Here is a 13,200-nt window from a genome sequence, read left to right on the forward strand (position 1 = left end):
GACAATGGGTCCATGCCTTCCGCACTGCCCGACGGTGAACCCATGCCCGAAGACGGCTCGCTGCCGTCGCACGCCCTGGCGGGCGCGGGAGACCGGCCGCTCGGCTTCTACCTGCACGTCCCGTACTGCGCCACGCGGTGCGGGTACTGCGACTTCAACACCTACACGGCCACCGAGCTGCGGGGTACCGGTGGTGTGCTCGCCTCGCGGGAGAACTACGCCGACACCCTGATCGACGAGGTGCGCCTGGCCCGGAAGGTGCTCGGGGACGACCCGAGGGCCGTACGGACGGTGTTCGTGGGCGGCGGTACTCCGACGCTGCTGCCCGCCGGGGACCTCGTACGGATGCTCGCGGCGATCCGGGACGAGTTCGGCCTGGCCGAGGACGCGGAGATCACCACCGAGGCCAATCCGGAGTCCGTGAACCCGGAGTACCTGGCCGAGCTGCGGGCCGGCGGCTTCAACCGGATCTCCTTCGGCATGCAGAGCGCCAAGCAGCACGTCCTTAAGGTGCTGGACCGCACGCACACCCCCGGCCGCCCGGAGGCCTGCGTCGCGGAGGCGCGGGCGGCGGGCTTCGAGCACGTCAACCTGGACCTGATCTACGGGACGCCCGGGGAATCGGACGAGGACTGGCGGGCGTCGCTCTCCGCCGCGCTCGGCGCCGGCCCCGACCACATCTCGGCGTACGCGCTGATCGTGGAGGAGGGCACGCAGCTGGCGCGGCGCATCCGCCGGGGCGAGGTCCCGATGACGGACGACGACGTGCACGCCGACCGCTACCTGATCGCCGACGCGGTCATGGCGGAGGCCGGGTACTCCTGGTACGAGGTGTCGAACTGGGCCACCTCGCAGGCCGGGCGCTGCCTGCACAACGAGCTGTACTGGCGCGGCGCCGACTGGTGGGGCGCGGGGCCGGGCGCGCACTCGCACGTGGGCGGGGTGCGGTGGTGGAACGTCAAGCACCCCGGAGCGTACGCCGCCGCACTTGCGGAGGGGCGCTCTCCCGGGGCCGGGCGCGAGCTCCTCTCCGAGGAGGACCGGCGGGTGGAGCGGATCCTGCTGGAGCTGCGGCTGGTGGACGGGGTCCCGCTGTCCCTGCTGGCGCCTGCCGGGCTGGCGGCGTCCCGCCGCGCCCTGGCCGACGGACTGCTGGAGGCGGGGCCGTACGAGGCAGGGCGGGCCGTGCTGACCCTGCGCGGGCGGTTGCTCGCCGACGCCGTGGTCCGGGACCTGGTGGACTAGGCCCCGTCCGGCCTGGGTCCTGTCCGACCTGGGATCCTCCCGGGCAGCGAGCCGCAACGAACCGACCTAATATGGCCGATAAGGCTAAATAACGTACGTCCGGCGGCTTCGAGGTGCCCCTACAGGCCGTTCGGCCGGCCCGGGAGGCGTGATGACCGTACCCTCCGACGCGTCACCGATGCACACGCAAAGTGACCCCGAGGACGTCCTCAAGCAGGTCGGAGGCTCGTGGCACTGGGCTCTCGGCTTCGCCCTCGCGACCCTGATACCAGGCATCCTGGTGCTCGTCTGGCCCGACGAGACACTGCACATCCTGGCCGTGATCATCGGCCTGCAGCTCCTGGTGGCGGGTGGCTTCCGTTTCGTGACGGCCTTCTCGCACACCGACGGGGGCGGCAGCCGGCTGGCGGCCGTCCTGATCGCCCTGCTGGCGTTCCTGGCCGGCGTCTTGGTGCTGCGGCATCCGATGCAGACGATCGGCGCGCTGTCCCTGGTCGTCGGCGTGTTCTGGCTGATGACCGGAGTGCTCACCGCGTACGTCGCGATCGCCGACCGCGCGCTCCCGCACCGTGGCCTGACCTTCGGCCTGGGCGCCCTCGGCGCCGTCGCCGGAATCGTCGTCCTCTGCTTCCCGGTGGACTCCGCGGTCGCCCTGACGCGGCTGCTGGGACTGTGGCTCGTCCTGCTCGGCGTGTTCGAAGTGGTGATGGCCTTCGCACTGCGCTCCGCCGACCGCCGGGTCACCCGCACGCCTCCGGGGTGAGCGCCGGGCCGGGCGGTCGCCCCCGGGTCAGGCCGTGACGTGGTCGATCAGGTGCTCCACCGCGCCCAGAAGGGTGGGCTCCAGATCACGGTACGAGGTCACCCGGGACAGGATGTGCTGCCAGGCGGCGCCGGTGTTCTCGGGCCAGCCCAGCGAGCGGCAGATGCCCGTCTTCCAGTCCTGGCCGCGGGGGATCACCGGCCACGCCGGGATGCCCAGCGCCGACGGCTTCACGGCCTGCCAGACGTCCACGTACGGGTGGCCCACGATCAGGACGTCCGGAGAGGTCACCGACGCGGCGATCCGGGACTCCTTCGAGCCCGGCACCAGGTGGTCCACCAGGATCCCCAGGCGGGCGTCCGGGGCCGGGGCGAACTCCGCCACGATGGCCGGGAGGTCGTCGATGCCCTCCAGGTACTCCACCACCACGCCCTCGATCCGCAGGTCGTCACCCCAGACCCGCTCCACCAGCTCGGCGTCGTGCCGGCCCTCGACGTAGATCCGGCCCGCCCGCGCCACCCGGGCCCGGGCGCCCGGGACGGCGATCGAGCCGGAGGCCGTACGGGCCGGTCCGGCCGGGCCCCGGGACGGGCGGACCAGGGTGACGACGGCGCCCTCCAGCAGGAACCCCCGCGGCTCCATCGGGAACACCCGCCGCTTGCCGAAGCGGTCCTCCAGGGTCACCGTGCCCGCCTCGCAGGCCACCACCGCGCCGCAGAAGTCCGTACCGGCCACCTCGACCACCAGATCGGGTTCCGCCGCCACCTCCGGCACGGCCTTGGAACGCTTCCACTGGGGGGTCAGGTCGGGGGAGTACTCGCGCATCCGGCCGACACTAGGAGAGCCGCGGCCGTCATGCCCCCGACACGCCGAAACGGGCGGCCAGTGTGGCGCGTTGCGCACGCACGAAGGCCGCGGAGACCACCGCTCCGTGACCCGGCACGTACTGCGCGTCGTCCCCGCCCAGCGCCAGCAGCCGGTCCAGGGCCGCGGGCCACTGCCGGGGCACCGCGTCCGGGCCGGCCAAGGGTTCGCCCGACTCCTCGACCAGGTCCCCGCAGAACACCGTCTCGCGCTCGCCCGGCACGAAGACCGCCAGGTCGTGGCGCGTGTGCCCGGGCCCCACATTGGCCAGGAGCACCTGCACCCCGCCCAGCTCCAGCGTCCACTCGCCCGACACCAGGTGCTTCGGCGTCACCAGCAGGTCCACCGCCTCCGCGGCCTCCGCGTCTGCCAGACCGTGCCGCACCGCGTCTCCGCGCAGCTCCTGGCGGCCCGTGGCGAGCAGCGCGTCCAGCCCGACCGCCCCGTACACCTCGGCCCCGGGGAAGGCCGCCGCGCCCAGGATGTGGTCGAAATGGCCGTGCGTGAATGCGATATGGGTCACGTGCCGGCCCGCCAGCCGCTCGGCCTCCGCCCTCACCTGTGCGCCCTCGCGCAGGCACGAACCGGGGTCGACGAGGAGGACGGAATCGTCCCCCACCACCAGCCCCACCGTGCAGTCCCACACCGGGAGCCGCCGACGGCCGGTCCGTCCGGTCAGCCTTTCCCAGCCCGCCTCTTCCCAACGCACGTCCATGCCGCGACGCTACCCTGGCGGGCCTCCCTTGCCAGGGTCTTACTACCCGGCCGTACACTGAGCGGGGGATCTCTGGCACTCGAACGACCAGAGTGCCAACGACCGAGCTTCAACATGGCAACGGACCACAGCTGGAGGTGTGCGCGATGCTCAGCGAACGCAGACTCGAAGTGCTGCGCGCCATCGTCCAGGACTACGTCGGGACGGAGGAGCCGGTCGGCTCCAAGGCGCTCACCGAGCGGCACCGGCTCGGAGTCTCGCCCGCCACCGTGCGCAACGACATGGCCGTGCTGGAGGACGAGGGCTACATCGCCCAGCCCCACACCAGCGCCGGCCGGATCCCCACCGACAAGGGCTACCGCCTCTTCGTCGACAGGCTGGCGGGGGTCAAACCGCTGTCGACGCCCGAGCGCCGGGCCATCCAGAACTTCCTCGACGGCGCCGTCGACCTCGACGACGTGGTCGGCCGGACGGTGCGGCTGCTCGCGCAGCTGACCCGGCAGGTCGCCGTCGTCCAGTACCCGAGCCTGACCCGGTCGACCGTCCGGCACGTGGAGCTGCTCTCGCTCGCTCCCGCGCGCCTGATGCTCGTACTGATCACGGACACCGGGCGCGTCGAGCAGCGGCTGATCGACTGCCCGAGCCCCTTCGGGGAGGCCTCTCTGGCCGATCTGCGGGCCCGGCTCAACAGCAGGGTCGTCGGCCGTCGTTTCACCGACGTGCCCCCGCTCGTCCAGGACCTCCCCGAGTCCTTCGAGGCCGACGACCGCGGCACGGTGTCCACCGTGCTCACGACGCTCCTCGAAACCCTGGTCGAGGAAGCAGAAGAGCGGCTGATGATCGGCGGTACCGCCAATCTCACCCGCTTCGGACACGATTTTCCCCTGACGATCAGGCCGGTGCTCGAAGCGCTGGAGGAGCAGGTCGTGCTCCTCAAGCTGCTGGGCGAGGTCAACGAGTCGGGAATGGCCGTACGGATCGGGCATGAGAACGCCTACGAGGGACTGAACTCCACGTCGGTCGTCTCGGTCGGTTACGGTTCGGGCGGCGAAACGGTCGCCAAACTCGGCGTGGTCGGACCGACCCGCATGGACTACCCCGGAACGATGGGAGCGGTACGCGCAGTGGCACGTTACGTCGGACAGATCCTGGCGGAGTCGTAAGTGGCCACGGACTACTACGCCGTTCTCGGCGTGCGCCGCGACGCATCCCAGGACGAGATCAAGAAGGCCTTCCGGCGCCTCGCGCGTGAACTCCACCCGGATGTGAATCCGGACCCGAAGACGCAGGAGCGCTTCAAGGAGATCAACGCGGCCTACGAGGTGCTCTCGGACCCGCAGAAGAAGCAGGTCTACGACCTCGGCGGCGACCCGCTGTCCTCCTCGGGCGGCGGTGGCGGAGCGGGCGGCTTCGGAGCGGGTGGCTTCGGCAACTTCTCCGACATCATGGACGCGTTCTTCGGCCAGAGTCAGCAGCGCGGCCCGCGCTCGCGGACCCGGCGCGGCCAGGACGCCATGATCCGTCTGGACCTGGAGCTGGACGAGGCGGCCTTCGGGACGACCAAGGACATCCAGGTCGACACGGCCGTCGTCTGCACCACCTGCTCCGGAGAGGGTGCCGCCCCCGGCACCTCCGCGCAGACGTGTGACATGTGCCGCGGCCGCGGTGAGGTCTCGCAGGTCACCCGGTCCTTCCTGGGCCAGGTCATGACCTCGCGCCCCTGCCCGCAGTGCCAGGGCTTCGGCACCGTGGTCCCCACCCCGTGCCCCGAGTGCGCGGGCGACGGCCGGGTCCGGTCCCGCCGCAGCCTCACGGTCAAGATCCCGGCCGGTGTCGAGAACGGCACCCGCATCCAGCTCGCGGGCGAGGGTGAGGTCGGCCCCGGCGGCGGCCCCGCCGGCGACCTGTACGTGGAGATCCACGAGCTGCCGCACCCGACCTTCCAGCGGCGCGGGGACGATCTGCACTGCACGGTGACCATCCCGATGACGGCGGCCGCGCTGGGCACCAAGTGCCCGCTGGAGACGCTGGACGGTCTGGAGGAGATCGACATCCGGCCTGGTACCGGGTCCGGTCAGGCGATCCCGCTGCACGGGCGCGGCGTCACCCACCTGCGGGGCGGCGGGCGCGGCGACCTGATCGTCCACGTCGAGGTCACCACCCCGGGCAAGCTGGACCCCCAGCAGGAGGACCTGCTGCGCCAGCTGGCGAAGCTGCGGGGCGAGGAGCGGCCGATGGGCCAGTTCGCGCCTGGTCAGCAGGGGCTGTTCAGCCGCCTGAAGGACGCGTTCAACGGTCGCTGACCGTCTGCGACCTCTCATCGACGAGCCCGGCCGGGGATGCCCCCGGCCGGGCTCGTCGTATGTGATCCGGCCGCGCCGGGAAGCGGACTATGCCAGGCGAATGCCGTGATTCGGTCCCCTGAGCGGGACATGGCACGATGCAGTGCATGTCCTCGGCACCGAACGGTCTCTGCGCTTATCCGATCGTGCAGGCCCCCATGGCGGGCGGCGCCTCGTGTCCGCCGCTCGTCGCCGCCGTGTGCGAGGCGGGCGGACTGGGCTTCCTGGCCGGCGGGTACAAGACCGCCGACGGCATGTACCAGGAGATCAAGCAGGTGCGCGCGCTCACCCGGCGCCCCTTCGGGGTGAACCTCTTCATGCCGCAGACCGGTTACGTGGACCCGGCCGCCGTGGAGGCGTACCGCGGCCAGCTGGCCGGCGAGGCCAGCTGGTACGAGGTCTCCCTCGCCGACGAGGACATCATCGGCACCTGCGACGACGGCTACGACGCCAAACTCGCCATTCTTCTGGAGGACCCGGTCCCGGTCGTCTCCTTCACCTTCGGCTGTCCCGCCCCGGCGGTCCTGGCCTCGCTGCGCAAGGCCGGTACGTACACCGTCGTCACCGCGACCTCCGTCGAGGAGGCCCGCTGCGCGCAGGAGTCCGGGGCCGACGCCGTCTGCGTCCAGGGGGTGGAGGCCGGCGGCCACCAGGGCACGCACCGGGACGATCCGCAGGCCGACGGCACGGCGTCGGTGGGCCTGCTCGCGCTCGTGGCCCAGGTACGGGAGGCGGTCGCCCTCCCGATCATCGCGGCGGGCGGTCTGATGCGGGGCTCGCAGATCGCCGCGCTGCTGGCGGCGGGCGCGGAGGCGGCCCAGCTCGGGACGGCCTTCCTGGCCTGCCCGGAGTCGGGGGCGGACCCGCTGCACAAGAAGGCGCTGACGGACCCGCTGTTCGTCCGGACCGAGCTGACCCGGGCCTTCTCCGGGCGGCCGGGGCGGGGCCTGGTCAACCGGTTCATGCGCGAGCACGGGCCGTACGCCCCCGCCGCCTACCCGCAGATCCACTACCTGACCTCGGGGCTGCGCAAGGCGGCCGCCGCGGCCGGGGACCCGCAGGGCATGGCGCTGTGGGCGGGCCAGGGGCACCGGCTGGCGCGGGCGCTGCCGGCGGGGGAGCTGATGGAGGTGCTGGCGGCCGAACTGGCCGAGGCACAGAGCACGTTGAAGGCAATGCAGATGAGGAGTGCGTCATGACGGCCCCGGTGTTCGTGGTCGAAGAGGTCCCGGCGGGACCGGAGTTCGTCCTGGACGGCCCGGAGGGCCGGCACGCGGTGTCCGTGAAGCGGCTGAACGCGGGCGAGGCGGTGGTCCTCACGGACGGCCGGGGCGGCTGGGCCGACGCGGTCGTGAAGGCGGCGGAGGGCAAGGACCGGCTGGTCGTGACCGTGTCCGGGGTCTTCGAGGAAGCCGAACCGGCCGTCCGGATCACCGTGGTCCAGGCCCTGCCCAAGGGGGACCGGGGCGAGGTGGCCGTGGAGACCATGACCGAGACGGGCGTGGACGCGATCGTGCCCTGGCAGGCCTCGCGCTGCATCACGCAGTGGCGCGGCGACCGAGGGGCCAAGTCCCTGGCCAAGTGGCGGGCCACCGCCCGGGAGGCGGGGAAGCAGTCCCGCCGGGTCCGCTTCCCGGAGGTGGCCGAGGCCATGTCCACCAAGCAGGTGGCGGCCCTGCTGGCCGGCGCCGACCTGGCGATGGTCCTCCACGAGGACCGCGACACCCCCTCCGAGGCCCTGGCCGAGGCCAAGCTCCCGGCAGCCGGGTCCGTCGTGCTGGTCGTCGGCCCGGAGGGCGGGGTCTCCCCTGAGGAGCTGGCCGTCTTCGCCGAGGCGGGAGCCCACCCGTACCGCCTGGGCCGCTCCGTCCTGCGGACCTCCACGGCGGGCACGGCCGCGACGGCGGTGCTGCTGGCCCGTACCGGGCGCTGGGCCTAGGAACCCCCTGGACGTCCCCTGGACGTCCCCTGGCGGAACTCCCGTCCGCGCTCCGGGGATACGATGCCCGGAGCGATCAACGACACGGAGGCGAACTGATGGCCGGGGAACCGCAGGCCGACTGCCTGTTCTGCAAGATCGTCGCGGGGAACATCCCGGCGACCGTGGTCCGCGAGACCGAGACGACCGTCGCCTTCCGGGACATCAACCCGCAGGCGCCGACGCACATCCTCGTCATCCCCAAGGTGCACTACCCCGACGGGGCCTCGCTGGCCGCGGCCGAGCCCGCCATCGCCGCCGGCCTCCTCGCCGAGGCCGGGCAGATCGCGCTCGACGAGAAGATCGCCGACCACGGTTACCGGGTCGTCTTCAACACGGGCGCCGGTGCCGGCCAGACCGTCTTCCACGCCCACGCGCACGTCCTCGGCGGCCGCGGCCTCCAGTGGCCCCCCGGATAGCCAGTGTCCGTACGCGAGTTCGTGGTGCTGGGCACTGCCAGTCAGGTGCCCACCCGCCACCGCAACCACAACGGCTACCTGTTGCGCTGGGACGGCGAGGGCATCCTCTTCGACCCGGGCGAGGGCACGCAGCGCCAGATGCTGCGGGCCGGGGTGGCCGCGCACGACATCAACCGGATCTGCGTCACCCACTTCCACGGTGACCACAGTCTCGGCCTGGCCGGGGTGATCCAGCGGATCAACCTCGACCGGGTCCCGCACCCCGTCACCGCGCACTACCCGGCCTCGGGGCAGAAGTTCTTCGACCGGCTGCGCTACGCCACGGCCTACCGCGAAACGGTGCCGCTGGCCGAGGAGCCGGTGGCCGGGGACGGGATGCGGGCGCTGGCGAGCGGGGCCTCGTACGTCCTGGAGGCCAGGAGGCTCTCCCACCCGGTGGAGTCCTTCGGCTATCGGCTCACCGAGCCGGACGGGCGCCGCATGGTGCCGGAGCTGCTGGCGCGGCACGGGATCAAGGGGCCGGACGTGGGCCGGATCCAGCGCGAGGGGCGGCTGGGCGCGGTCACGCTGGAAGAGGTCAGCGAGCCGAAGTCCGGGCAGCGGTTCGCGTTCGTCATGGACACCCGGCTCTGCGCGGGCGTGGACGAGCTGGCCGAGGGCTGCGACATGCTGGTGATCGAGTCCACCTTCCTCGACGAGGACGAGCAGCTGGCCACCGAGCACGGGCACCTCACGGCCGGGCAGGCGGCGCGGGTGGCGCGGGACGCGGGCGTACGGCACCTGGTGCTGACGCACTTCTCGCAGCGCTACACCGACCCCTCGGAGTTCGAACGGCAGGCCCGTGCGGCTGGGTTCGAGGGTGAGTTGACGGTGGCGGCGGACCTGGTCCGCGTGCCGCTTCCGAAGCGCCGCTGACGGGTTGGGCCCTGGGTCCGCTGCTGGGGCTCCGCCCCAGACCCCGCGCCTCAAACTCCCCCAGACTCCGTCCGGGGGGACCCCCAGGCGAGGCTGGATTCTTGCTGATGCCGGCCCGAACGTGCGCGCAGCACAACCCGACGCCCTGCCGTCCGTACGCGACGGACCCGGATCTCCGCGACTTCCAGTTCCGCGGCGCCGACGCGGGGGATCGCCCCCGACGGGGTGCCGGCTCCGGCGGCGAGGACGGCCGCCGGGGCGCCACCGCGGCGGCGGACCGAGCCGGCCGTCAGCGGACGGCCACCGGCGTGCAGCGCGACGGCGGTCATCGGCCCGGCCACCGCCAGCAGCAGCGCGCCCAGCACCAGGCCCATGCCGGGGAAGCCCGTGGCCTCGGCGAGCAGGCTGCCGGTGACGGGCCCGCAGGCCACGCCCAGCGAGGACGCCGACCCGGCCAGCACCGCCCAGCGGCCGCGCGGGTCCAGTGCGGCGGCGAGGCCGATGGCGTACGAGAGCACCACCGGGTAGACGGCGTTCCACAGGATCTCCCCGGTGGCGAAGCTGCCGAGGCCGCGGGCGGACGAGGACATCACCACGCAGCAGGCGATCACCGCCGTTCCCGCGCCGATCGGGACCGCGCGGCCCAGGCGGGCGCCGAGCGCCGAGGCGGCCGTGACCCCGAGCAGGCCCGCGCCGAGCGCCGCGGCGAAGACGACGCCGAGGGTGACCTCCGAGAGGCCCGCCTGCTGGGCGCCGATCCGGCCGCTGACCCCCCACAGGGCGTTCTGCGCGAGGGACCACAGCATCAGGGAGCCCGCCAGGACCACCCCGGCGCGCGGGTACGGCAGCCGGCCCGGGGCGACCCCGGTCACGGCCTGTGCGGCGGAGCCGCCCAGGCGGCCCGTGGCCGGCCAGACCACCGCCGCGACCAGCGCGATCGCGGCGAACGGGAGCCCGTGGCCGCCCCCGAGCCGCGGCAGGGTCAGGTACAGCGCCCCGGCGGTCGCCGAGACCGACAGCAGCCCCAGGGCCGAGGTGCGGTGCGGGTCGCGCTGCCCGGCGATCCCGGAGGCGGCCACGGCGGTCGCGGTCCCGGAGCCGAAGCCGCCGACCACGGCGCCCGCGACGACCAGCGGCAGCAGCGAGGTCGCGGCGGCCGTGCCGTATCCGGCGACGGCCAGCAGCAGCCCGAGGCGGGCCGGCCGGCGGGGTCCGTGCCGGCCGATCCGGGAGGCCAGGGTGAAACCGGCCGCGGCGGAGCCGAGCAGCAAGGCCGTGCCGATCAGACCGGCCTGCGCGGGGCTCAGCGGCAGGTGGGCGTCGAGCCGTCCGACGACGGTCGGCAGGAGGTACGGGGCGACGTAGCCGGCGGTGAAGAGGGCCACCAGGGGCCAGGCGGCGGGCGGCGCGGAGAGCGGCGCGGGGGTGCGGTCGTGCACGTGCGTTTTCCAGGTGGTGCGGTGTTGCGCGGCGCCGCCGCAGAGTGAGCGGGGCCACTTGTTTATCAAGTGGCCCGATACCGGGAAAAGAGCGTCCCTGCAGTGATCTGCGACACACTGGGTTTGGATTCGTGCGAGCCGGGCAGGGCTGGCAGCTTTCCTCCGGAAATCCTCCTCCGGAAACCCTCCTGAGGAAACGACCCTTCAAGACAACGGGGAGTACACCGTGACCAGTCGGGACGACGCCGACAGCCGTGCGGCAGCAGTGGACCCGCTCGGTCCGCTGCGCAACCCCCAGGAACCGGCCTGCGACGTCTTCCTGACCGGCACGGTCTTCCTCGACATCATCTTCACCGGCCTCGACTCCGCCCCCGTGCGCGGGACGGAGTCCTGGGCGCGCGGCATGGGCTCCAGCCCCGGCGGCGTCGCCAACATGGCCACCGCCCTGGCCCGCCTCGGCCTGCGTACCTCGCTCGCCGCGGCCTTCGGCGACGACCACTACGGCGAGTACTGCTGGGACGCCCTCGAACAGGGCGAGGGCATCGACCTCTCCATGTCGCGGACCATCTCCGGCTGGCACAGCCCCGTCACCGTCTCGATGGCCTACGAGGGCGAGCGCACGATGATCTCGCACGGCCACGAGGCGCCCCCGCCGGGGGGCCCCGGGCCCTTCCCGCAGTGCCCGCCGCGCGCCCGCGCCGCCGTGGCCTCGCTGGAGCCCGGCCGGCGCGAGCCGTGGATCGGGGAGGCGGCGCGGCGCGGCGCGCAGGTCTTCGCGGACGTGGGCTGGGACGAGAGCGGGCGGTGGGAGCTGGGGGCCCTGGCCGACCTGGCGCACTGCGAGGCCTTCCTGCCGAACGCGGGCGAGGCAATGCGGTACACGCGGACCGACTGCCCGCGCGCGGCGGCCCGGGCGCTGGCCGATCACGTGCCGATCGCGGTGGTGACGATGGGCGCGGAGGGCTCGTACGCCGTCGACGGACGCACGGGCGAGACGGCCCAGGTCCCGGGGATCACGGTGGAGGAGCTGGACCCGACCGGGGCCGGCGACGTCTACGTGGCCGGCTTCGTCACGGGCACCCTGGCGGGCTGGCCGCTGGCGGACCGCCTCGCGTTCGCCGGGCTGACGGCTGCCCTGTCGGTCCAGGAGTTCGGCGGCTCCCTCTCGGCCCCCGGCTGGCCGGAGGTGGCCCACTGGTGGCGGTCGGCCCCGGTCGAGCTGCGCGGCCTGTACGCGTTCCTGGACGACCTGATCCCGCAGGGCTCGACCCCGGCGGCCCGGCGCAGGGCGGTGCCCACGATCGGCTTCCGGCACTCCGCGTAGCCCGCGCCCGGCCCGGCGGGCCCGGGGCGCTCGGGCGCCGCTCGAAAACCTCTCGGGGAAGCCCCGAAGGCGACGTACGCTTGATATTCCGGAGGTCGTCGATCGGCGCGGCCCCTCAGCGGGAGGTATGCGCAGGCCACAGTGCCGGCCCATGACTCAGACACCGACAGCCCACATCCCAGCGCCGGGCCAGGCGCGAGCCCACTTCACGGTACCGGCCACGCACCCGATGGTGACGGTGCTCGGTTCCGGTGACGCCCTGTTGCGCGTGATCGAGAAGGCCTTCCCGAAGGCCGACATCCATGTTCGGGGCAATCAGGTCAGCGCGATCGGGGCAGCGGCGGAAGTCGCTCTGATCCAGCGCCTGTTCGACGAGATGATGCTGGTGCTCCGCACCGGGCAGCCGATGACGGAGGACGCAGTGGAACGCTCGATCGCCATGCTCAAGGCGAGCGGCAACGGCAACGAGGGCGGCCCCGAGGAGACGCCCGCCGAGGTGCTCACCCAGAACATCCTCTCCAGCCGCGGCCGCACCATCCGGCCCAAGACCCTCAACCAGAAGCGGTACGTCGACGCGATCGACAAGAACACGATCGTGTTCGGCATCGGCCCCGCCGGTACCGGCAAGACCTACCTCGCCATGGCCAAGGCGGTCCAGGCCCTGCAGTCCAAGCAGGTCAGCCGGATCATCCTGACCCGGCCCGCAGTCGAGGCGGGGGAGCGGCTCGGCTTCCTGCCGGGCACCCTCTTCGACAAGATCGACCCGTACCTGCGCCCGCTCTACGACGCGCTGCACGACATGATCGACCCGGACTCGATCCCGCGCCTCATGGCGGCCGGGACCATCGAGGTGGCCCCGCTCGCGTACATGCGCGGCCGCACCCTCAACGAGGCGTTCGTCGTCCTCGACGAGGCGCAGAACACCACGGCCGAGCAGATGAAGATGTTCCTGACCCGCCTCGGCTTCGACTCGAAGATCGTCGTCACCGGCGACGTCACGCAGATCGACCTCCCGGGCGGCGCCAAGAGCGGTCTGCGCGAGGTCCAGTCGATCCTCGAAGGGGTTCCGGACATCCACTTCTCGCGGCTCACGTCCGAGGATGTCGTCCGGCACAAGCTGGTCGGCCGTATCGTCGACGCGTACGAGAAGTACGACGACGGCCAGCAGGCCGCGAACGGCCACCAGCGGAAGTAGA

13 protein-coding genes are annotated in these 13,200 nt (G+C 72.8%); 10 read left to right on the top strand and 3 right to left on the bottom strand.

Going from position 1 to position 13,200, the window contains the following annotated elements:
* The first annotated feature begins 12 nt into the window (after positions 1–12).
* Together hemW and JIW86_RS26610 are read left to right on the top strand one after the other, a co-directional pair.
* Entirely contained in the window at positions 13–1,245 is a 1,233-nt protein-coding gene (gene hemW / locus JIW86_RS26605; protein WP_257556366.1) for a radical SAM family heme chaperone HemW, read from the top strand.
* 151 nt (positions 1,246–1,396) lie between these two features.
* The gene (locus JIW86_RS26610; RefSeq protein ID WP_257556367.1) at positions 1,397–2,008 is read left to right on the top strand and encodes an HdeD family acid-resistance protein; all 612 of its coding nucleotides are present in this window, start codon (positions 1,397–1,399) and stop codon (positions 2,006–2,008) included.
* Positions 2,009–2,035: 27 nt separating this feature from the next.
* Here JIW86_RS26610 and JIW86_RS26615 read toward each other — a convergent pair whose 3' ends face one another.
* Both JIW86_RS26615 and JIW86_RS26620 read right to left on the bottom strand, forming a co-directional pair.
* The gene (locus JIW86_RS26615; RefSeq protein WP_257556368.1) at positions 2,036–2,833 is read right to left on the bottom strand and encodes a DUF3097 domain-containing protein; all 798 of its coding nucleotides are present in this window, start codon (positions 2,831–2,833) and stop codon (positions 2,036–2,038) included.
* Positions 2,834–2,861: 28 nt separating this feature from the next.
* Complete coding sequence (locus JIW86_RS26620; RefSeq protein WP_257556369.1) at positions 2,862–3,587, bottom strand: MBL fold metallo-hydrolase; 726 nt, start codon at positions 3,585–3,587, stop codon at positions 2,862–2,864.
* A 146-nt stretch (positions 3,588–3,733) separates the two neighbouring features.
* On the opposite strand from JIW86_RS26620, the gene hrcA reads away from it, so the two are divergent.
* The 6 genes from hrcA (at position 3,734) to JIW86_RS26650 (ending at position 9,241) form a co-directional block, all read left to right on the top strand.
* Positions 3,734–4,750, top strand: a complete 1,017-nt coding sequence (gene hrcA / locus JIW86_RS26625) for a heat-inducible transcriptional repressor HrcA (RefSeq protein ID WP_257556370.1) — start codon at positions 3,734–3,736, stop codon at positions 4,748–4,750.
* A complete protein-coding gene (gene dnaJ / locus JIW86_RS26630) occupies positions 4,751–5,890 on the top strand; it encodes a molecular chaperone DnaJ (RefSeq protein ID WP_257556371.1) in 1,140 nt (379 codons plus the stop codon).
* A gap of 146 nt (positions 5,891–6,036) precedes the next feature.
* Positions 6,037–7,128, top strand: a complete 1,092-nt coding sequence (locus tag JIW86_RS26635) for a nitronate monooxygenase (protein WP_257556372.1) — start codon at positions 6,037–6,039, stop codon at positions 7,126–7,128.
* Complete coding sequence (locus JIW86_RS26640) at positions 7,125–7,868, top strand: 16S rRNA (uracil(1498)-N(3))-methyltransferase (protein ID WP_257556373.1); 744 nt, start codon at positions 7,125–7,127, stop codon at positions 7,866–7,868. Before JIW86_RS26635 ends, JIW86_RS26640 begins: the two co-directional genes overlap by 4 nt.
* Positions 7,869–7,966: 98 nt before the next feature.
* The gene (locus JIW86_RS26645) at positions 7,967–8,326 is read left to right on the top strand and encodes a histidine triad nucleotide-binding protein (RefSeq protein ID WP_215141909.1); all 360 of its coding nucleotides are present in this window, start codon (positions 7,967–7,969) and stop codon (positions 8,324–8,326) included.
* A gap of 3 nt (positions 8,327–8,329) precedes the next feature.
* Positions 8,330–9,241, top strand: coding sequence for a ribonuclease Z (locus JIW86_RS26650; RefSeq protein ID WP_257556374.1), 912 nt, complete (start codon positions 8,330–8,332; stop codon positions 9,239–9,241).
* 50 nt (positions 9,242–9,291) lie between these two features.
* Here the strand turns inward: JIW86_RS26650 and JIW86_RS26655 are convergent, their stop codons facing one another.
* The gene (locus tag JIW86_RS26655; RefSeq protein WP_257556376.1) at positions 9,292–10,680 is read right to left on the bottom strand and encodes an MFS transporter; all 1,389 of its coding nucleotides are present in this window, start codon (positions 10,678–10,680) and stop codon (positions 9,292–9,294) included.
* Between the two features lie 226 nt (positions 10,681–10,906).
* On the opposite strand from JIW86_RS26655, the gene JIW86_RS26660 reads away from it, so the two are divergent.
* Together JIW86_RS26660 and JIW86_RS26665 are read left to right on the top strand one after the other, a co-directional pair.
* Positions 10,907–12,004 carry a carbohydrate kinase family protein gene (locus JIW86_RS26660; protein WP_257556377.1) on the top strand — a complete coding sequence of 366 codons (1,098 nt, stop codon included), beginning with the start codon at positions 10,907–10,909 and terminating at the stop codon, positions 12,002–12,004.
* 151 nt (positions 12,005–12,155) lie between these two features.
* Positions 12,156–13,199, top strand: coding sequence for a PhoH family protein (locus tag JIW86_RS26665; protein WP_215141911.1), 1,044 nt, complete (start codon positions 12,156–12,158; stop codon positions 13,197–13,199).
* Position 13,200 lies beyond the last annotated feature (1 nt).

It is taken from the genome of Streptomyces sp. NBC_00162, from assembly GCF_024611995.1.
Classification (GTDB): Bacteria; Actinomycetota; Actinomycetes; order Streptomycetales; family Streptomycetaceae; genus Streptomyces.

Bases quoted from the DNA above. Each gene is read 5' to 3' on its own strand.
- hemW (WP_257556366.1), top strand. From the start codon at position 13: ATGCCTTCCGCACTGCCCGACGGTGAACCCATGCCCGAAGACGGCTCG.
- JIW86_RS26610 (WP_257556367.1), top strand. From the start codon at position 1,397: ATGACCGTACCCTCCGACGCGTCACCGATGCACACGCAAAGTGACCCC.
- JIW86_RS26615 (WP_257556368.1), bottom strand. From the start codon at position 2,833: ATGCGCGAGTACTCCCCCGACCTGACCCCCCAGTGGAAGCGTTCCAAG.
- JIW86_RS26620 (WP_257556369.1), bottom strand. From the start codon at position 3,587: ATGGACGTGCGTTGGGAAGAGGCGGGCTGGGAAAGGCTGACCGGACGG.
- hrcA (WP_257556370.1), top strand. From the start codon at position 3,734: ATGCTCAGCGAACGCAGACTCGAAGTGCTGCGCGCCATCGTCCAGGAC.
- JIW86_RS26635 (WP_257556372.1), top strand. From the start codon at position 6,037: ATGTCCTCGGCACCGAACGGTCTCTGCGCTTATCCGATCGTGCAGGCC.
- JIW86_RS26640 (WP_257556373.1), top strand. From the start codon at position 7,125: ATGACGGCCCCGGTGTTCGTGGTCGAAGAGGTCCCGGCGGGACCGGAG.
- JIW86_RS26645 (WP_215141909.1), top strand. From the start codon at position 7,967: ATGGCCGGGGAACCGCAGGCCGACTGCCTGTTCTGCAAGATCGTCGCG.
- JIW86_RS26665 (WP_215141911.1), top strand. From the start codon at position 12,156: ATGACTCAGACACCGACAGCCCACATCCCAGCGCCGGGCCAGGCGCGA.